The 20,801-nt window shown below is 62.2% G+C and carries 13 protein-coding genes; 8 read left to right on the top strand and 5 right to left on the bottom strand.

All coding sequences use genetic code 11. The features are described 5' to 3' along the window. The first annotated feature begins 334 nt into the window (after positions 1-334). Positions 335-700, top strand: coding sequence for an iron chaperone (locus ABD810_RS05915; protein ID WP_344935139.1), 366 nt, complete (start codon positions 335-337; stop codon positions 698-700). Between the two features lie 201 nt (positions 701-901). On the opposite strand, the gene ABD810_RS05910 is transcribed toward ABD810_RS05915, so the two are convergent. Next, entirely contained in the window at positions 902-1,708 is an 807-nt protein-coding gene (locus tag ABD810_RS05910; protein WP_344935137.1) for an NPP1 family protein, read from the bottom strand. A gap of 628 nt (positions 1,709-2,336) precedes the next feature. Between ABD810_RS05910 and ABD810_RS05905 the strand changes: the two genes are divergently transcribed. Beyond that, positions 2,337-3,890, top strand: a complete 1,554-nt coding sequence (locus ABD810_RS05905; protein ID WP_344935135.1) for a hypothetical protein — start codon at positions 2,337-2,339, stop codon at positions 3,888-3,890. A gap of 132 nt (positions 3,891-4,022) precedes the next feature. On the opposite strand, the gene ABD810_RS05900 is transcribed toward ABD810_RS05905, so the two are convergent. Continuing rightward, positions 4,023-4,472 (bottom strand): very short patch repair endonuclease, encoded by a 450-nt coding sequence (locus ABD810_RS05900; RefSeq protein WP_344935133.1) that lies wholly within the window; start codon positions 4,470-4,472, stop codon positions 4,023-4,025. Positions 4,473-5,030: 558 nt separating this feature from the next. Between ABD810_RS05900 and ABD810_RS05895 the strand changes: the two genes are divergently transcribed. Next, positions 5,031-6,137, top strand: coding sequence for a DNA cytosine methyltransferase (locus ABD810_RS05895; RefSeq protein ID WP_344935131.1), 1,107 nt, complete (start codon positions 5,031-5,033; stop codon positions 6,135-6,137). Positions 6,138-6,272: 135 nt separating this feature from the next. On the opposite strand, the gene ABD810_RS05890 is transcribed toward ABD810_RS05895, so the two are convergent. Further along, positions 6,273-6,461: a hypothetical protein gene (locus ABD810_RS05890; protein ID WP_344935129.1), complete on the bottom strand. Its 189-nt coding sequence runs from the start codon at positions 6,459-6,461 to the stop codon at positions 6,273-6,275. Positions 6,462-7,508: 1,047 nt separating this feature from the next. Here ABD810_RS05890 and ABD810_RS05885 point away from each other — a divergent pair. From ABD810_RS05885 to drmB, 5 genes are all read left to right on the top strand, one after another. Then, positions 7,509-8,171 (top strand): hypothetical protein, encoded by a 663-nt coding sequence (locus ABD810_RS05885; RefSeq protein WP_344935127.1) that lies wholly within the window; start codon positions 7,509-7,511, stop codon positions 8,169-8,171. A 149-nt stretch (positions 8,172-8,320) separates the two neighbouring features. Then, entirely contained in the window at positions 8,321-12,970 is a 4,650-nt protein-coding gene (locus ABD810_RS05880) for a DEAD/DEAH box helicase (RefSeq protein ID WP_344935125.1), read from the top strand. After that, entirely contained in the window at positions 12,967-14,781 is a 1,815-nt protein-coding gene (locus tag ABD810_RS05875; protein ID WP_344935123.1) for a UvrD-helicase domain-containing protein, read from the top strand. Before ABD810_RS05880 ends, ABD810_RS05875 begins: the two co-directional genes overlap by 4 nt. Then, positions 14,778-17,930, top strand: a complete 3,153-nt coding sequence (locus ABD810_RS05870) for a helicase-related protein (RefSeq protein WP_344935121.1) — start codon at positions 14,778-14,780, stop codon at positions 17,928-17,930. The genes ABD810_RS05875 and ABD810_RS05870 overlap by 4 nt, the downstream gene beginning before the upstream one ends. Next, positions 17,927-19,660 carry a DrmB family protein gene (drmB, locus tag ABD810_RS05865; protein WP_344935119.1) on the top strand — a complete coding sequence of 578 codons (1,734 nt, stop codon included), beginning with the start codon at positions 17,927-17,929 and terminating at the stop codon, positions 19,658-19,660. The genes ABD810_RS05870 and drmB overlap by 4 nt, the downstream gene beginning before the upstream one ends. A 31-nt stretch (positions 19,661-19,691) precedes the next feature. Here the strand turns inward: drmB and ABD810_RS05860 are convergent, their stop codons facing one another. Together ABD810_RS05860 and ABD810_RS05855 are read right to left on the bottom strand one after the other, a co-directional pair. Beyond that, positions 19,692-19,913, bottom strand: coding sequence for a DUF397 domain-containing protein (locus ABD810_RS05860; protein WP_344935117.1), 222 nt, complete (start codon positions 19,911-19,913; stop codon positions 19,692-19,694). Continuing rightward, positions 19,910-20,779 (bottom strand): helix-turn-helix domain-containing protein, encoded by an 870-nt coding sequence (locus tag ABD810_RS05855; protein WP_344935115.1) that lies wholly within the window; start codon positions 20,777-20,779, stop codon positions 19,910-19,912. Before ABD810_RS05855 ends, ABD810_RS05860 begins: the two co-directional genes overlap by 4 nt. Positions 20,780-20,801: the final 22 nt, after the last annotated feature.

Genomic DNA, 20,801 nt, shown 5'->3' with positions numbered 1-20,801 from the left:
AACTGCCGGTTAATACGGCAAATGGGATATGACCCGACGGGCCACTTGTGCGGTATATCGGATGAACTCGCTTATATCACCATAACCGGCGTGATCTCGCTAACCGCGGTCTTCATCCAGATCTGGTTCTGGGTGAAGTCGTGCAGGGCAGGTTGCGCAGGCCGGTGTCTTTCGCGCTGCGGATCGGGTCTTCGCAGCGGGCCTGGCGGCGGTGGCGCAGCTCAAGATCGGCGAGTTGGCCGCCACGGGTGCAGCCCGCTGTGAGCCCCACTCAAGCCGATGCCCCGGACGAGCGGCAGCCCGCCCAGCGAGCGTGACGGCCTACGATTCGTGCATGATGCAGAGCAAGGCGGGAGACGTCGACACCTACCTCGGCGAGGTAGCCGACGAGCGCCGGGAGGCGCTGACCAGGCTGCGCGAGTTGTGCCGTACCGAGCTCAAGGGCTTCAGCGAGGTCATGGCGTACGGAATGCCCACCTACCAGCGGGACGGCACCGCCGAGATCGCCTTCGCGAGCCAGAAGCAGTACATCTCCTTCTATCTCATGCGCAGCGACGTCCGCGAGGCCTTCGAGCAGCGCCTGGCCGATCAGGACATGGGCAAGGGCTGCCTGCGCTTCCGCAAGCCGGAAAAGATCAATTTCGACCTTGTCCGCGACCTCCTCACAGCCACCGCATCCAAGCCCGGCACGATCTGCTGACCGGTCGCCGGCATCTCCCACGGCCGACCGATGACGAGGCCAACCATCGCCGCCCCGCGCCGTCGTGGTGCCGCTCCGGCTGTTTCGTCGCCGGAGCGGCACATCGGGTACGCGCATGGGTTTCACGTCGTCGCGGCCTCGTGCGTCCGCCCTGGGCCTGCGCGTGGAGAGGCTGACGGGAGTCGGAACCTGTCGGGGTCGTTAGGCCGCGGGGTTGAAGGGGATACCGCTTGGCTTGGCGCGCGAGAGCAGGTCCGCGAACCTCCCGTCATTGATCTTGATGGTCGCGGAGCCGAAGTTCGCGTTCATCAGCCTGTCGCGCAGCGAGGTGCTGGGCCAGCCGTTCCAGTCCACGAGCGGCGGATAGCGCCAGTTGTGGTAGTGGTTCTCCGGCGGCTCGTCATTGCCGTTGGCGAGCCGGAAGAAATGCGTAGACGCCCCGTCCTTGTGGTAGACGACCTTGGGGTGCGACCCGTCGAAGCGCACCTGCGAGCGCGTGTAGGTGACCACGCTGCTGTGCTGCGTGGTCGACACGTACTCCGCCTGGTTGGACGCCTGGTTGACCCAGGAGATGACGTGCTCCCAGTCGTGACGGTGGCCGCCGAGGCTGATGCCGGCCAGCGCCTGGTCCTTCTCGAAGTAGCTGGCGTACACGACGGCGCACCAGCCGTTGTTGCACTTGGACCGGGCGTAGGTCTGCGAATTGTCCAGGTCCGACTGGTCACGGCAGTTGCCGTTGACCGCGCCGGTCGGGTTCAGCCCGGGGGCGAGGGTCCCGTCCGGCCCGATGGCGGGGGTGGCGTAGCAGCCGTCGCCGTCGTAGTCGTAGGCCGGCGAGAACGACGCCTCGTACCCTCCGGCCGACTGGGGAAGGTTGTGCGGCGGAGCGGCGTAGGCCGCCGGCGCGGGGATCACGACCCCCAGAGCGGTGGCGCCGAGCACGATCCCGAGCCGGGAACGCCCGCGCCTTTTCGCGGACGCCGGGGACGCCGTCCTCCTCTCTGACACGGTCGCTGACTTCGGTGCCCTCGCGGTCGACCTGAATGACGACAGTTTTCGCATTCTTCCGCTTTCTCGAAGGACTGGCTCCATGACCTGCGTCGCGCTGGCGTGACGACTGAGCCCTCCACGCCGACATGAGCACGCCTCGCACTCACAGCAGCACGAGACCGCCGCTTGATCAAGGTCCCCAAACCAGATGACACCGACATGTATCCGCCCCAGCCGAAAGGTGACCGCCAGCGAAATGGTCCTCGCCTTCGTCTTGGGCAGTATTTCCTGGACCTGACGGCATCCCCGTCCTCCGACGCCTAGGCACGCGTCCGAGAATCTGCTAAGGACGTGTCGACCTCATGCCAACGGTCAGATGCGTGTCACCACTGGTGGCCAGGTGGAGGTGCCCCAGCTTCAATGCCTCGCGGCCATCGCGACAGCCTGTCGTCGCGCGCTGAGACGGCCAACTGTCCGCCCAAGTTGTGTGCGGCAGAGCCCATCACGAGTACCTACCAAGGCGAGAGCCCAGGTTTGTCCGCTGAGGAGGCCGTCAATGCGCTCGTGCGCTCGCAGAGGGCTTGAACCACCCGTTACCCTGGGCTTTCCCACCGCCGCGGACGATAAATATACGCAAGGAGTCCTCATGCCCTTTACCGAGCACATCGCACCATTTCTCCGCGCAACGATGGAGATTCTGCGCGAAGAAGGCCGTCCTATGCAGCCTGACAGGGTGCGGAAGGCAGTCAGCGAACGGGTGCCGATCGCTTCTGAGTATCTGGCGCTCGATGGGCACGGCCAGGCACGCTGGTGGGCACAGCTTGGGTTCCGCACGGGAGAAGCGGCATCGATTGGCTGGATGAGCAAGAGGAACGGCTGGTCGATCACTCCGATCGGAGTCCAGGCGTTAGAGAACTTTCCGGATGTCAAACTCTATCGGGAGCTGGCGCGTCAGTACCGGACGCGGAGGCAGCCCAATCAACTTAAGTCCGAGGATGCTCCTGCCGCATTCGAGCAGTTTCAGCAGAACCTTGGCTACGCGCGACAACTCGTCCACGGGGGCAGGAACCTCGAGCGGCTTGGAGTGGGCGCCTTTGACGTTACCGATCTCTACCGAGCCGCCTGGACTCAGTCCGTTGCAGCCTTGGACCACTGGATCACGCGGGAGATCGTCGACCGTGCGGTGTCTTTGGCCCTGCAACCACACGCGACCCGCCCTCCCAAGTTCATCAAACTCGCCATCCCGGTGGAGATGTTCGAAAAGGTTCATTATCACAATGCCGACCTCGGGCAAACGTTCAGGACCCATCTCGAACAAATTTTCGGGTTCATGACCTTCCAAAATCCAGACAAGATCAAGGAAGGGTTCGCCCACATCAGTACGGTGAACCTTTGGGTAAGGGTCGCCGAAGTCCTCACCGAGCAGGACACGACCGCACCGGTCACGTCCGACGGCGTGCGTGGCAGGCTCAGGGAAATCGCCTGGCGCCGGAACAACATCGCACACACTGCCGACCACGACCCGGAGAAAGCAGGACAGAAGTCCGCCATCACCGCACGCGAAGCCGAGGAGACCATCGACTGGCTAGAATCGATCGCGATCGCGATTCAACTGGCGCTCGGTGATCCGGTTCCGACACGCAACTATGACGCGGCACCTACCGAGGTCGGCACTTTGGGAGCCGTTCCAACGACTCCCAACGAGAAACGATCGGCATTAATACGAGGACAGAGCAACTGGGACGAGGAAAGCCTCGTCCACGCCATTGAGCAATACTGCCCACCTCGCGTAGCCGGTACTCTACTAGCCGTCTACCGGCACGCTGAGCGGCACCCGTCGTTCCGGGGATATTATTTCGGCCAAGCCGTGTATCCCTCCGTCACAGCGTGGTTCGGCCTCGGCTCCGACGAAGCAGCCGTCTGGAGCATTTACACTGGCGCGAGCAAATCGGTTCTATCAATTAATTTCGAGTGGATGAACAATCGAGGCACGTCTTCCGATCGCCTGTCGGGCCTGGCCGACTCACTCAGCGTTCTACCAGGTTGGAGGAACATCCCTGCACAACTCTCCTCGGCCAACTACGCGAGGCGGCCCTCACTTCTTCCGATAGCACTCGAACACCCGGGCGCATCCGAGACCATCCTCACAGCTCTGAATGAGCTATTGGCAGTGGTAGAAGACCATGCACGGCTGCCGTAGTATGATATCACTCGGAACTTGGCGGCCATGGTCTCCAGAATATCGGCGCCTTTCCCTGTTAGCGCATGGAAATTCCTTCCAATTCACCGGGACTGTACCCGGCGTCTTGACTGGACAGACCCAAAGGGACCTTCATTTCTTGTGTGCCGAGTCCTTCTGACGGATGCTTTGCACCTGCTCGGCGATGTGAACGGCCGCCTCCTTGGGATTCTCGTGCTCCCACACGCGCATTATCTGCCACCCGGCCTCCGTCAACTTCCGGTCGGTCTCGGCGTCACGCTCCCGGTTGCGGACAATCTTTTCCGCCCAATAGGCGGCGTTAGTAGCGGACTTCGTGTGATGATCAGGGCATCCATGCCAGAAGCACCCGTCCAAGAACACCGCCAGCTTTGCCTTGGTGAACACCAGGTCGGCAGTTCGCCGGACCTCCGGCAGCGGACGGACCGAAACACGGTAACGAAGACCGAGGGCGTGTACCGCACTTCGCAAGGCAAGTTCGGGCTTGGTATCCCTGCCCTTGTTCGCCTGCATGCTCTTACGCACGCCCGCACTGGACGCACCCGCTGGTCTTGCAACTGCCATATCTCCACCACATGAACACAGAAGCCGTTTGAGATCACGAGTTTACGCAGCGAGGCGATCAGGCGTACTGGTTCCGGCTGATCTCCGAAGGCGCGAGGAGTTGCCGATGAGACGGTTCACCAGTCTGGAGTCTGCGTAGAGCTAGGCGGCCAGGTCATCGGTTTGGAGAGCTGGCTCCGACCCGGTCATGATCGTCGACAAGGACCCGCCGCACGCCTACGCCAATCTACGTCTCCGGGAACAACCGAACCACCACCGGCCCCTGGCTCGCATATCTGAGGCGAGCACGTCTGCGCGCAGGTCGACTTGCGTCAACGAGAGCCGCTGCCGCTCCCCGCCGAGAAGCCAGACACACCTTCGCGAGAGGCCCCCTGTACCGGCGCTTGCGATTTGACACTGCCAGCTGTGTGCACAACGCACTGCGTGACCACTGCTACGAGGGCGCGTGCTGATACCCTCAGTGACGCTCGGTGCGCGTTCGCCAGCTTGCTCGCTCTGGGACAGCTGATCCAGGAACTGTGGCAACATCGTCCCGAACGACACACCCCTGGAGATCATGTGCACCCTGTCAAGATCGTTGATTTGTTCGCCGGCCCCGGTGGACTAGACGTCGCAGCAGAGAAGCTGGGTGTCGCAACGGTGGGTGTGGAATGGGACGCTTCAGCTTGTATGACCCGCCGGGCCGCCGGCCTTGCAACAGTGGAGGGGGATGTACGCCACTATGGCCCTTCCGACTTCTCTGAGGCGGATGTACTAGCGGGCGGACCACCATGTCAAACCTTCACTGTCGCGGGCGCAGGAGCCGGCCGCAGGGCGCTCGACGAAGTACTCCGCTTCGTCAAGCGTATGGTCGCCCGAGAGGACCGAGAAGAGATCGATCGAGATCTCGCGAAGCTGGAGGACGAGCGAACCGGCTTGGTGCTGGAACCTCTCCGCTGGGCCCTTGAAGCAATCGACGACGAGAAGAACACCCCATATCGGGCGATCGTACTTGAGCAGGTCCCCGCAGTACTACCGGTATGGGAGGCTTACGCAGCGGCCTTGGATGATGAAGGCTATTCGGTGGACTGCGGCATCCTCCGCATGGAGCAATACGGCGTTCCGCAGACCCGCAGGCGAGCGGTACTGATAGCTCGCAAGCGCGATGAAGGCGAAAAGGCGACCTTGCCTCAGCCTACGCACCGCCCCTACCGGAAGGGCGTCCCTCGCGAGGCCGGCGACCAAGAGCTTCTGGAATGGACGACCATGGCAGAAGTGCTTGATCGACGATCGCCGTTCTTCGTGATCTCGAACTACGGAACCGGCGGGGATCCCAAAGCGCGCGGCCGTCGCGCCTCTTGTGAACCCTCAGCCACGGTAACAGGAAAGATCTTCCGCAACCGCGTCGTTTCCCCGGACGGTGCTGAGATGGAGCGCTTCTCCCTCGCGGAAGCGGGCCGCCTTCAAACCTTCCCTGCCGATTACCCATGGTCCGGACGAGATGTAGGTCAGCAGATCGGAAACGCCGTCCCCCCGCGGTTGGCCATGCACATCCTCTCTGCTGCATTCGACTGGGGCCACCCCAATGAGGGGCTGTTGCAGAGTCTTACGACATGGAGATCTGTACGAACGTCAGGGCCTATCTCCCCTGGCCACGCCGTCGGCACAGACGTTGAGCACGTCTGATAACCATCTGGCGCTCTCCAGAGATCTACGTGCGCTTCCCGCCGTGCCTCCCGGCAAGCTCCGAGCTTACGGTCCCCGTGCCGGCAAAGAGGTCCATAAGGAACTGCCGGCACGGGAAAACGTCAGAGCAAAAGGTCAGTTTTTGTCACTGGGCAGCACCATGTGCAGAAATCCTGCACACACCAAGCCCACTTCCACGCCAACGCCGAGCCCGCTGGCGATGCCAGTGACGATGCCCACGGCGGTGCCGACGAAAATAACCAGCGCCCACCGCAAAGGCAGCTTGTCATTCCCGGTAGATCCATTAGAAGCCTTGTTACCCATGGGGGGAACCCCGTTCTCGGTTCGGGTGCCAGCATCCTTGCCAGTACCACTCTTTATCGATTAGAAGGTGGTCTCGAGGCAAGGAAATCGAACCCTTGACTTGAGGCGACCCTGGACCGCCACAGCAAGCATTGACTACCCGCGCGCACGTGCAAGCTGATCAGAGTGATCAATTCGCTGCATCGCGTAGGCCTGAACACTGAAATGTGCCATGAACTGTGAGTGGCTCCCGTAGAGCAACCCAATGTCCCGCGACCATGCCTCTACCAGACGACGACGGAGTCCCCGCTTCACTTCCATCGTCTTGCTGAATGATGCATGACAAGCACCCCCAAGGTCACAACCCTGGAAGACACTCGATAAAGTTATCCGACAGGGATACGAGCTGATCAGGTCTCCAAGCGACGTGTAGGCGCTAAGACGCGTACCCCAAATTATCGCGACGCTTGCTCCTATTACTGCATCGCACCACCGTCCCTTGTCCCCTTGTCACCTGCCGCCCCTGACACCCTCGGCTTCCGCCCGACCAGGTGTCAGTGCACGCGCATTGCTTACATCAGCATGAGACTACGAAACTGCGCCAGCAGCCCGGGATCGCCGGGCATAAGGACGAGAGTGAAGCACTAATCGCTCTAGCGCAAGTAGAGTTCGCAAATACGACCACATGCGCGACATGCTGCATAATGCACCTGCATACCCATCTCATCACGATCATACATGTTTGTCCCGATCACTGCCATCATCAGATCATCATCAAAGGTGATGATTGCCGCTTCTTGACATACCAACCAGAAGACGCCTACCCTCTCGTCAAGCGACTCGCTTCGAGTCGCTGCCCCGTCTGGATGAGCTCCAAGCCTGAAGACGTGGGCAGGCAGGCTTATAAGCCCTACGGAACCTCCTTCACCTTTCCCTTCGCGCAGACCGGCAGAGCAGATTTCCATTTTTGTTCTCGAGGCTCTGTATCACCCGGCCTAGGCGCTAGCGTGCCATTTTCTGGGGCGATGAGACGATGGGACGATGAGATGAGAAAGGTATTCACAGCTCATGGAACCTTCCTCCAGCAGCGGCGCTCACCATCTCCATGGGGAACAGTTGGAGAAGCTCGAACAGTCGCTCAAGAACGCTCTGGGGATCGTCCAGAACACACAGCGTGAGAATTTAAGACCCATCGACTGGCTGGACACAGCGGCCAAAGTGGGTACCTGTCTGGCCGAATCGCGAGACGCCCTTGCCGAAGTGCGTCAAGACGTCATCGGCGGTGCCCGGACAGCCCTCCTCCTGTACTTCCGCAGTCATCCAGGCGAGAAGGTCTCACCTCAAGAGCTGGAGGGTGTAGCGGCAATCCGTGCATGGGCGCGGCGCATCCGCGAGCTTCGCGCGGTCGGCTGGGATATCGACACCCTCGGTTCGGGGGCTGAGGCGCCGTACCGTCTGAACGCGCCCCAGCTGGAGGAGTCCGTTGCTTCGAGCGAAACGACCATCGCGTCCGTCGGCGGCACGAACTCCGCCGAAAGACTGATCGAGTATCTCCTTCACATCAGCCCGTGGCCGGCGAGTCCCCAGCAGCTCGAACGCGTCGCCAAGACCCCGACGTGGCGGCAGGAGCTCCGTGAATTGATCGACCAGGGGTGGCTTATTCAGTCACATGACGACAGTCCCGAGGAGATCCCGCCTGGTCATTACCGGCTGGCGAACCTAGAGGCATAGCCGGCAAAGTTCTGCCCAGTTTGCGCCTCTCTGGCATGAACGTCTCTACAGCATCGTCCCTTGTGTGGCGAGGAGGGCAAATCCAGGTGGAAAGTCCGAACGGGGCCCTGCATGTTAGCCGACAAGATTGGGCAGGCGAGGACGGTCCGGTGGCTCAGGTCGTCCTGGCCCAATCCGAGGCATGTCTCAACTCCTACGTGGCCAACACCGATCTGGTCGAGGAACACGCGAACATCGAGACGTCCGTACGGGAGGGTGGTTATGGAACTCGACAGCTGTTCGAGCTGATCCAGAATGGCGCGGACGAGCTTCGATCAACCGCGGACGGCTTGATCCACGTGGTTCTTACGGCGGAGGCACTGTACTGCGCGAACCGCGGACACCCGATCACTCCAGAGGGGGCCCGAACCATTCTGGCCTCGCACCTGTCGCGTAAGCGTGGTGCAGAGATCGGGCGATTCGGTGTGGGATTCAAATCCGTCCTGAGCGTCTCGGACCAGCCGCAGTTCTTCAGTCGCACCGGCTCTTTCGGATGGTCCGCGAGCCGTGCTCGTGCCCAGATTCTCGAACGGATTCCCGCCTCCGGCCCCACGCCGGTTCTCCGTATCGCGCACCTACTTGACGCCGACCAGGAGCGCGTTTCGGACGCGACACTGGACGAGCTGATGTCCTGGGCCGCCACCGTGGTCAAGCTTCCTCTCCGCAACGGCGGCGTCGCCAGCCGCCTATCCGTGCAGCTGCGGGAGTTCCCAGAGGTGTTCGCGGTGTTCTCGCCGCACGCCGGCCGCGTGATCCTGGAAGACCGCAGAGACGAGACGTACCGCAAGGAGATCATCGTAGGAGGGGAAGGTGTTCGCCGCTCGCTCCAGGTCATTGAGAACGACGTCGTAGCAGAGCCCCTGGAGTGGTCGGTTTTCGAGACCTACTCCCGACTGTCCGACGAGGCATGGACCGATGCCGGCGAATACCGCAATCGAGTTGAAGTTCCGATCGCATGGGCTGTTCCAGGCTCAGGTTGGCAGCGGGAAGGAACCTTCTGGGCCTTCTTCCCGACTGAGTACAAAACGACTTTGAGCGGTGTCCTCAATGCCGCATGGAAGACCAACGAGGACCGCCAGCACATCCTCAAGGGGAACGTCTTCAATCAGGAGCTGATGAAGGAGGCCGCTCGCCTGATCGTGACCTCCTTGCCGGATCTCGCCGCACCGGATGATCCCGCGAAGCCACTTGAGCTGATCACCGCACGTGGCCGGGAGGTCCGCAACTGGGCTGACTCACTGCTTACCGAACTGGTCCGCACCGAGGCGGCGCAGAACCGCTCAATACCTGATCAGGATGGGGTGTTCCAAAAACCCAAGGAGATAAGGATCCACCCGAAGGCGCCGGCGACCGATGACGGGCGGCGCTGGATGACCTTGGTGGAGCGGTGGGCCGCCTACCCTGGCCGCCCGGTCGCGTGGTGTCATCCCTCCGTCGAGCGAACGGCGACTCGTCGATCCCGGGCCGACACTCTGATCGAGGAGGCAGGGGGCAGAGCAGCCACCGTTCGGGAGTGGTTGGAGGCCGTGGTCGCCGACGGTTCCACCGCCGCCTCAGCTGTTGCGCTGTCCATCGTGGCGGAGCTGGCCGCGGAGAAGCACCCCTACAGCGAAGAGGCGATCAGGTCTGCGGTCTTGCGCACGGAGGACGGCCGGCTGGTCCCCCCTCAGGAAGGAAAGGTCTTTCGACGTTCGCCCATGGACCCGTCCACCGAGGGCACCGTCTACGTTGACCCGGAGTTGGAGAACGACCCAGCCGCCTCTCGCTTCCTCGACAGTCTCGGTATCAGAGAGGCAGACGCCTTCGGACGCTTTTCCGCAGCCGTGTCAGGTGATCTCGTCCGCTACGGAGGAGCGGACTGGGACCGGCTGTGGCTGCTTGCCAGGGCGACAGGCGCGGAGCGTGCCGTCGAACACTTGACCAGCCGAGGTGTGGTCGCGGAGCTCAAGGTACGTACACGCACTGGCGCCTACAAGAGACTGAGCGACTGCCTCCTTCCCGGCGCGGTCATCCCCTCTGGGAGTCCTGACGACGGGGATTTCGTGGTGGACGAGGACTTCCACCACGATGACATGGCTTTGCTGCGCCAGTTGGGCATGTCCGACGTGCCAATTGTTGACGTGGATCCTTCCCGGGCCATGTGGTTCGACGAGTACCGGTCGAACATGATCGACCTGTACTACAGGTTCATTCCATCCGGTGATCGGAGGCCACAGCTAAGTAAGATCGTGGTGGCAGGGGCGAATCCCGCCGGTCACCTCGGGCTCCTGTCCGGCCTGACGCCAGCAGCCCGCTCCAGGTTCATCTATCACCTCCCGACCACCGGAATGGTCACGACCTGGTCGGTCTACGCGCTCACTCGCCCAGATGACGCGCCCCTGTCCGTTCAGTCACCGCTGGTATGGGCCGTTGCCAAGCACGGCAGACTGACCACATCGATGGGCATCCGTCGCACCGCCGACTGCGTCGGTCCTGGCCTGAGGGACGAAGCTCGTGTCCTGCCGGTCGCCGATATCGATCCCGGTCTTGCACGTGCTCTTGGCCTCGCCAACACCCTTGAGGACATCAAGGGGGCGCTCTGGCTGTCTCTTCTCAAGCAGGCTCTTGAGAGCGAGAGGCATATCGAGCTCGGCATGCTTTACGCACTGGCCGTCACTCAGCTAAGCGCTCCCCCGAAAATCCGTTGCCAGCAGGGGGAGGCCTGGGTCACCTGTGCTCCTGCGGACGTTGTCGCCACCGCGGATCAGAGCCAATACCGACGTCTCATGGCGGGTGGTCTCCCGGCTCTGCTGGTTCCCAGGTCGGACGACGTCGCCAAGCTTGTGGATCAGTGGGGGATGAAGACGTTCGACGAGGTGTACATCACCGAGCTGCGCGCGACGTACCCCGGTCAGCCGATCCCTTTGGAGGATGTGTTCCCCCAACTGAAATTCGAGCCGGGACGCCCGCTGCGCGGCCTTCACCTGCTGCGTTGTGAGGCCTTGGAGCAGCTCATTCGTACGCCGTCAGGGCAGACGTCGGAGCCGGTCGAGATCGGTCGACGTGATGAGTCGATCTACTGGCGCGACCACGGCGATGACCTGGAACTACTCCGGGAGCTGAACGCATTTCTCAAACTTGGGCTCACAGAAGAACGCTGTCAGCAGGTCCTCCAGCACCGTAAGGACATCCAGCGAGACCAGCAGATCGTCAAGGTCAGAGAGCTGCCGGATCTCAGGGAAAAACTACTGGCCATGCTCGGGGGTGACGTGCTGCGGGAACGGCTGCCATACGGTCTGGTCAACGCGATCGAGGCCGAGGAAGGTCTCGTCAGCGACCGAACCGTTGCCGAGCTGGCATTTGCGGTGCACGGCCCAGGCGTTCTGCGGGAGTTCCGACAGGAACTTGAGGATCGTGGTTTCCCGGTGCCAACCCAGATGGCCGGTAACCATCAGGCGAAGGCATTCGTCGCCGATCTGGGTTTTCCCACCGAATACGCCGGGTTCCGACAGCCCAGTCTCGACCCAGTACTCACTGTGCAGGGCCCGGTGGACTTTCCCACGTTGCATGAGTACCAAGAGCTGATGGTCGGGCGAATTCAGGAGGTCCTCCAGAGCAAGCCCGCTCAACGAGGAATGCTCAGCCTGCCGACCGGAGCAGGTAAGACCAGAGTCGCCGTCGAGGCGGTAATCCGCCGCCTGCGCTCGCTTCCGTCTGAGCTCGTCTCCATCCCGGTGCTGTGGGTGGCGCAGACGGAAGAACTGTGCGAGCAAGCGGTCCAGACCTGGCAGATGGTATGGCGCCACACCGGCCCGGCCCGGCAGTTGACCGTCAGCAGACTGTGGGCCATGAACGAAGCGGACCCCGTGGAGGAGGGACATCACCTCGTCATCGCCACCGACGCCAAGTTGGAGAAGGTCATCGAGACGGACGAGTACACGTGGCTGCGCAACGCTCAAGCCGTCATCGTGGATGAGGCCCATACCTCGATCAGTCCGCGATACACGCGGGTCTTGGCTGCCCTAGGCCTGACGCCCCATCGCTCCCGCTGCCCCTTGGTCGGCTTGACCGCAACGCCGTTCCGGGGCACCAATACGGACGAGTCGGACCGGCTGGTAGCTCGCTATGGACGGAACCGACTGGATCACCACCGGAACGGTACGGAGATCCTAGGCGCCGAGCCGTACGCTACGCTACAGGAGCTTGGCGTGCTGGCCCAGGTCAGACATGAGGTCCTGCCGGGCGTCAAGCTCGATCTAAGCGCGAGTGAGCGAGACACGCTCACGCAGCTGCGTCGTCTCCCGGCCTCAGCGGAGGAGCGACTCGGCCACGACTCCATCCGTAACCGGATTCTGATCGACAAGATCCTCGGCCTGCCGGACAACTGGCCGATCCTCCTCTTCGCCACGTCCGTCAATCACGCTCAGACCATGGCGGCGCTCCTTACTCACAAGGGGATCTCGGCCTCCGCCGTATCGAGTGACACCGACCTGGGTCAGCGCCGGCGTGCGATCGAACAGTTCCGGCAGGGCAAGATCCGAGTGCTCGCCAACTACAACGTGCTGTCTCAGGGATTCGACGCCCCGGCGACGCGGGCCGTGATCGTCGCACGGCCCACGTACAGCCCCAACGTCTATCAGCAGATGATCGGTCGAGGTATCCGCGGTCCTCTGAACGGCGGCAAGGAGGAATGCCTCATCGTAAATGTCGCCGATAACATCGCTCAATATGGTGAAGAGCTTGCGTTCCGCCAATTCGAATACCTGTGGAAGAGCCGATGACAGATCAGGTTCAGCTGACGGTGGAGCAGCAACGCGTCGTCGAGGCGCCCGCGACCGCTTGCCTCCTGGTAACGGCTCCTGCCGGAACAGGCAAGACGTTCTCGTTGATCCGCCGCCTGGCCTTTCTCATCGACGAGGAGGAACTCGAACCCGCCGAGCTCTTGGTCCTGAGCTTCTCCCGTGCGGCTGTCCGCGAGATCCGCAATCGCCTCGTCGCATTCGGTTCCGCCGCCGCGCAGGTCGACGTCCGGACATTCGACTCCTACGCGACATGGCTTCTGTCCGAGGTCGCACCGGACGGTCCATGGCAGCGGCAGGGCTTCGATCAGCGGATCCGAGAGGCCACTCGACTGATCAAGGAAGACCCGAACGCCGCGGAGCTGATCGGGGAGGTCAGTCATCTTGTCGTCGACGAGGTCCAGGACCTCGTCGGCGATCGTGCTGAGCTGGTCATGGCTCTACTCAGTACCGATCTTGCCGGCTTCACCCTCCTCGGCGACCCTGCGCAAGGCATCTACGGCTTCCAACTGAGCGATCCGCAGGAACGTCTAGCAGGCGCGGCCAGGCTGTACGACGACGTGCGCAAGCGCTTCACCGACGATCTCTTAGAGGTCTCGCTCGCAGGTAACTTTCGCGCCCGGGAACCGGAGGCCGGGGCCGCCCTCTCGTTCGGCGGCGCGCTAGGCAAGGTCGACGCACCCTACACGCAGCTCCAGCGCGATCTCAGGACCGTACTCCTGTCCGGCGATTCGCTCGGCACGCTGGACCAGGCGGCCCCGGTCCTGGCACGTATGACAGCACCTACCGCACTGCTGTGTCGAGGCAACAGAGAAGTCCTCCTGATCTCCAGGCGCCTTCATGAGCTCGGCGTGCGCCACCGCCTTCAGCGAGCCGCACAGGACAAGGTCCTCCCTGCGTGGGTTGGTGCTGTTTTCCGCGGCCTCGATTCCAAACAGCCCACGAAGGACTCCTTCCTGGCCGTCCTGAAGGATTCCGGCGTAGATCCGGAGGAGGCATGGGGCCTCCTCCGGCGAATGGATTCGCGCTCTCGCGGCGATACGCTTGATCTCACGGTTGTCCGTCGGAGGCTGTTGCGTGGAGACTTTCCCGATGAGCTCATCCAGCAGCCGTCGGAGCCGCTCACGGTCTCCACGATTCATCGAGTCAAGGGCCTCGAGTTCGAACAGGTCATCGTCATCGATCCAGGTGATGCACCGGACGACGATCCGATAGAGCAGGCCGAACGCGCGCGGTTGTTGTACGTCGCGATGACTCGTCCCCGTGACCTGTTGATACATGTGAAGCCGGTTACGAAACTATCTTCGGGGCACCTCAAGCAGCTGCACGACGGGCGGTGGACCGAACTCGGCTTCAAAGCAGAGCACCATCTTGGGGTGGAGATCCGTCCCGATGATGTGAACGCCGAAGATCCCGCCGGCACAGTCGGTTTTCAAGAAGACCCGCGAGGGATCCAGGATTACCTGACCTCAGCGGTACGGGCTGGAGATCCCATCACCCTGGTTCAGCTCCCGGGACCGTCTTCTGAGGACGTACCGAGATACGCCGTTGAGCATGAGGGTCGGCGCGTAGGCGTGACCACCGATGCTTTCGCACAGGCACTGCGGACGCTTCTTCCGGGTCGTGGCCGCAGACGGCCCTCCAGCATCAAGGAGCTTCGGGTCGACAGTGTGGAGACTGTGATCGGTCGCGAGGTCGCCGGCATCAACGCCGGTCTCGGATGGTCAGGCATATGGCTGCGACCCCGGATCACGGGACTTGGCCGTTTCGATTGGGATGGGGAGCATCTGTGACCTTCGACAAGCACTATGCGTTCCGCGATGAGCTGGTGGCGCGGTTGGAGCGTGATCTGATCGGACCGTCCTTCCCCGAGGAAGTGATCACGGATCCGCCGATCACCAAATACGCGGCGGGCATCCTCTTTCCCCAGTCGGAAGACAGCGTGGCTGACAGCAACGCCCCGGACGAGGAGCTTGAGAATCGGCATCCGGCCGATGTCCCCGACCCTGCTGTCACCATGGCCAATGTCCGCTATCCGTCATCCATGGGCATGACATTCTCTGTTGACGTCACCGTCGCGGACACGATCCTCGTCGAGGTGGAGGCGGCTCGCTATGTCCCAGAGCCGGTCGAGGAGCGGCACAGTCGCACAAATGCGGTGGCAGAGCGATCCTGGCGCCGTGAGCCCATCTCGATATCACCGTGCAGCATAAAGACTTCCGTAGCCGGCCAGCCTGCCCCCATTCCGATCACAGATAATTTGGAGTTGTTCGTTCGGGTACGGCAGGCCGATGCTGAAGGAGTCGCCGTTGTCACGCTCGCACTGATCAATACGTTCAGGTCATCCACCAACAGCGCCGACCGTGATGCGACCGCCTTCTTCCAGCCTCGCGTCACGGTAAGGGGAGTGGACGGTTCGTCCCCGTTTGTTGAGCGTCCTTCGCTTGGCTCAGCCGACTCCGACAGAGAGCTCAACTCGTATCGGCTGCTCTACCGCCATGCACCGATTTTCGCCACCGGCCACGGCTGCGCAGTGGAGTGGGAGTCATCAGAGGTCGTTGTCAATGACATGGAGGCCAAGCCGTCCGCCGCCTGGATCCGCACTACCTTCGTCCCTACGCACGATCTTCGGTTGGCCGATTCCAATCCAACGATCAATGTAGAACGTCTTGGGATTCATCACCTGGCAACGGCGTCCGACACCGAGGTCGTCTCGGCGCTCCAGGACTTGACGTCGGGATATCGACAGTGGATCGAGCGCAGATCCGAACAGGTCCAGAACATCCTCGATGGAGAGTTTCGGACGACCGCCGTCGAGCATCTCGAACGATGCAAGACGGCCTGCGGCCGTATGGACGCCGGGATCAAGCTCCTTGCGGATTCCATGGATCCTGCCCCGATGGAGGCGTTCCGGCTGGCCAATCGGGCTATGGCCATGCAGCGTGCTCGTACGGAGTGGCTTAAGTCCCCTGACAAAGAAAACACCTCCCCCGATGAAACTCTGGGAGTTTGGCGACCGTTTCAGATCGCCTTCATACTCCTCTCGCTGCAGGGAATGGCCGACCACGAGTCAGATGATCGCGACATCGCTGACGTGCTTTGGTTTCCCACAGGCGGTGGAAAGACCGAAGCATATCTGGGACTAATCGCCTTCTCCACCTTCCTCAGGCGTCTCCGTGATCCGCTCAGGGGAGGCGGGGTGACCGTTCTCATGCGCTACACGCTCCGCCTTCTCACGGTTCAACAGTTTGAACGTGCGGCCCTGCTGATTTGCTGCATGGAGCGACTTCGGCTGGATCGACCCGAGCGCCTCGGCTCTACGGAAATCTCCATTGGCATGTGGGTCGGTCGTGGTTCCACGCCCAATACGCTGGACGAAGCCAAAAATGCGCTACGCAGGTTGGCCAAGAAGGAAGAAGTCCAGGAAGAGAACCCTGTTCAAATCCGCTCGTGCCCCTGGTGCGGGACCGCGCTCGATCACTACAACTATAAGATTTCGGACGATCGTGTGGTCATCGCCTGCGAGACGAGCACATGTGATTTCGCCCGCGGGCTACCGATCCATGTCGTGGATGACAGCATCTACGCCGCCCAGCCAACACTGATCATTGCGACGTCCGACAAGTTCGCCGGCCTCCCATGGAAGCCTGAGATCGGGAATCTCTTCAATCATTTCAGCGCCGAACCACCACCTGAATTGATCATTCAGGACGAGCTCCACCTCATCTCCGGTCCCTTGGGAACCCTCGCCGGCCTGTACGAGACCGCCATCGATCTGATCGGGCGTCGCCCCAAGGTCGTGGCGTCGACAGCCACGATCCGCCGCGCCGTACAACAAGGTCGCGCACTCTTCGACCGCAGTGTCGAGCAGTTCCCGCCGCCGGGACTGGACGCACGCGATTCCTACTTCTCCGTCGAAACTCCGCCATCGCGCAAGGCAAGTAGGCGGTACGTCGGCCTGATGGCGCCCGCCGCCAGCCAGACGAGCCTGATGGTGCGAACCTATGCGGCTCTTCTTCACCATGCACAGGCGATCGAGGGAGACGATGCGGTACGGGATACGTACTGGACGCTCCTGGGCTACTTCAACAGCCTGAGACTCCTCGGCGGCGCAAAACTTCAGGTCCAGGACGACGTCAACGATCGACTTGATTTCCTGCGCGAGACTCTCGGTCAGAAACGGCGTGATATCGGCCGCGACATCGAACTCACAAGTCGCGAGCCGTCCAGCGCCATCCCGAGTCATCTTCAGGACATGGCCACGCCGTACCCGGACGCACTGGGCTTGATCCTCGCTACCAACATGATCTCCGTCGGGGTGGACGTCGACCGTCTCGGCCTCATGGTGATGATGGGGCAGCCCCAGTCCACCTCTGAGTACATCCAGGCGACGAGCCGTGTCGGCCGGAAGTGGCCCGGACTCGTGGTCACCCTCTTCAACGCGGCCCGATCCAGGGACCGCTCACACTACGAGAACTTCACCGCCTACCACTCCGCGTTGTACCGGCAGGTGGAGGCCACCAGCGTGACACCGTTCTCCACGAGGGCTCGGGATCGCGCCCTCCATGCGGCCATCGTCGGCCTCGCCCGAATCATGATTCCCATGGCACGTCCAAAAGAGGCTGCCGCGTACATCGCCGATTTCGAAGGAGAGCTCCGAGGGATCTGCCAGAAGATCTTGGAGCGCGTGGAGCGCGTGGCAGGGCCATCCGAGCGGGATATGACCGCTGCGCAGATCGACGAGATCATCAATCGGTGGCATGAAGCCGCGGAAGCGGAACCCAACCTTATTTACGGTACGTATCGACAGCCCGGACTGCTGGTCGACGCCGGCCGCTGGGACGAGTCGGATGATCAAACCGCGGACTCCTTCGCAACGCTTTGGAGTCTGCGCGATGTCGACGTGGAGTCCACCATCTACCTGGACAGGGGAACTCGGTGAAAGGGAAGCCCATCGGTGGCGTCCGCCGCGCCCAACTGATCACCACCTACGGGGTGGGCTCCTTGATCGCAGTAGGCAGCGAGTCCTTCATGGTCGCCGGCCTTGATCGCTGGCCGGAGTTGAGTCCTTACGACCAGATAATCTATGAGCGCCGGCTTCAGAAGGAACTCGGAGTTCAATGTTTCCGGCTTCCCCCCGCCTCTGACAGCGACAAGTACGGTGACGTTCCCGTCGTTCGATTTCCAGAGGTTCAGTCCTGCCCTGGATGCAACAGGCTGGCGAAGGCAAGATTCTTCGGTGCCACCCGTAGCCCGATCAAGTGCAGGGAATGCGATCGGGAGTTGGTTCCCTCCAGATTTGTCGTCTGCTGTGCCGCCGGCCATATCGACGACTTTCCCTATTTCCGTTGGCTTCACAAAGGCGCCACCGCTGCGGGGGGCGACAGCCGCGATCATAATCTGAAGCTCAAGGCGACGGGACGGAGCGCCTCGCTCGGCGATATCGAGATCTCGTGCAGCTGCGGAGTTCGTCCCGTCACCATGGAGGGCTCTCTCCGCAAGGGCGCCCTGAAGGGCATAAACTCCTGCACGGGAAGGCGTCCATGGCTGGGCAACGTGCCTGAGGAGAACTGTGAGGAACTGCCACGCGCGATGCAGCGTGGTGCGTCCGGAGTCTGGTTCTCCGATATGCGGTCCGCCCTTTCCATTCCTCCATGGTCCGAAGGCGTTCAGAAGCTCGTCGAGCGCAACTGGAAGTCCCTAAGGAAGGCTCGTGACCTCCGCGAGCGCCTTGAAGAGCTGGAACTCACGAACCATCGCTCGTACAGCGTGGAGGAAATCATTCAGGCGGTTGAGCGTCGGCGTCAGGACGAAGCCGGTATCTCGGACGGCTCCGAGCCGGCGCTGAAGCTGGAGGAGTATCAGGCTCTGACCAGGACGACTGAGGAGAGGCCTGAAAAGCAGGACTTCGTCTGCGTACCGTGGCCCGACGAGAAGGTCGCGACGGAATATGGCATGGACCGGGTGATGCGGGTCAAGCGGCTACGCGAGGTTCGTGTCCTTCAGGGCTTCAGTCGCCTCGCGGTCCCAAGCGCGGAGAACCAGAGCCGCCGAGCACCCCTCTACACCGCCGAGAACCAGCCTGATTGGCTCCCGGCGATCGAGGTCATCGGCGAGGGAGTGTTTCTGCGTCTGGATACGACTCGACTGGGCGCATGGGAGGAGCGAGCTGACGTTCGGGCACGGGTGGCTCCGATCGACGCCGCCTATCGCGAGCGGTTCGCTCGATTCGGCCTCGCCCCTGACCGAGAGATCACGCCACGCCTTGTGATGATCCACACGCTGGCACACTCGATCATCAATGAGTGGAGTCTCGACTCCGGCTATCCCACCGCGTCACTGCGTGAACGACTTTACGTGTCGAACGAGATGTCCGGAGTCCTCATCTACACGGCGACGAGCGACTCCGCCGGAAGCCTCGGCGGCATCGTGGCGCAGGTCGAGTCCGGAAATCTCGCGACCTCCATTCGCACGGCCATCGAGCGAATCTCGTGGTGTTCCGCAGACCCGCTGTGTATGGAGTCCGACGCCAGCGGATCCGACAATCTGAATCGAGCCGCTTGCCACTCATGCGTGCTACTACCCGAAACCAGCTGCGAGGAGTTCAATAACTTGCTCGATCGTGCCCTGCTGACAGGGACGCCGGATCAACCCGACCTTGGCTTCTTCTGACGTCGGCGAACGGGCACGGGCTGGTCGCTACTCAAGTTCGCCCAGACAGCACAGAAAGGCGGAAGGCTGCCCACTCGGTGTCCGTGAGCCTAAGCGGTTCGCAGCCGGGGTTCTTGGAGTCTCGTATGGCCTTGGCGCCGTTAGGGAGGTTGGCGATCTCGACGCAGTCGTTCTCGGCGGCGCTGTGGGAGGACTTTCGCCAATTGGCGGTGGAGAGGTCGTAGGCGTAGAGGTCGGGCTTGGGGGTGGTCACGTCGTCTTGCCTTCTTCCATGCGGGCGATCAAGGCTACGGAGTCGTCTACCGGCAGGGCTGCGGCGACGATCCGGTTGAACGCGTCGGCGAAGGTCTGTACCTCGGCGACATTTTCAACATATGAGGCACCGATCAGGTTTTCCAGGAGTACGACGTCAGGCATGGCGTCCGGGAAGCCGACCAGGCTGAAGCCGCCGGCGCTGCCCGGGTGTGGGGTGGCGTCCAGGGGCATGATTTGCAAGGTGATGTTGGGCAGTTCCGAGACTTCTCGCAGCCTGCGGAGCTGGTCCCGCATGGTGTCCGGCCTGACCGCGAAGCGCTGGTGCAGGACGGCTTCTGAGATGACCGCCCATACCTTCAGCGGACCGCTGGGGCGGGTGAGGACGGCCTGGCGTGCCAGCCGGATCTCGGCGAGGGCCGCGATCTCTTCGGGGGTGCGCGTCATGGTGATGCCGGCGATCGTCTCCCGGGCGTACGCGGCGGTCTGCATGAGACCCGGGACGAGCAGCGGAGCGAAGATGTGGATGCTGTCGCTGTCGGATTCGAGGGAGATGTAGTCCGCGTAGGCGGGCGCGACGATCCCGTTGTAGGTCTGCCACCATCCCCGCTTGCCCGCGTCCTTGGCCAGCTCCTCCAGTGCGTCGAACACCTCGGGATCGGTTACGCCATACGTCGTGAGCAGGGCGGATACTTCGACCGGCCGTATGTGGGCGTTGGCGTTCTCGATGCGCGACAGCTTGGGAGCCTTCCACCCGAGCGCTTCCGCGGCGTCGTCTAGGTTCAGGCCGGCGGCGTTGCGGAACCGGCGGAGGGACTCTCCCAGCCGACGTCGGCGGACGGTCGGGACAGGACGGGCGTTAGGCATAGGCGCAGTGTTCCATCACTGC

Source organism: Sphaerisporangium flaviroseum, from assembly GCF_039537005.1.
Classification (GTDB): domain Bacteria; phylum Actinomycetota; class Actinomycetes; order Streptosporangiales; family Streptosporangiaceae; genus Sphaerisporangium; species Sphaerisporangium flaviroseum.
Note: the sequence above shows the minus strand (reverse complement) of the source record. Positions and strands in the feature narration are given on the sequence as shown.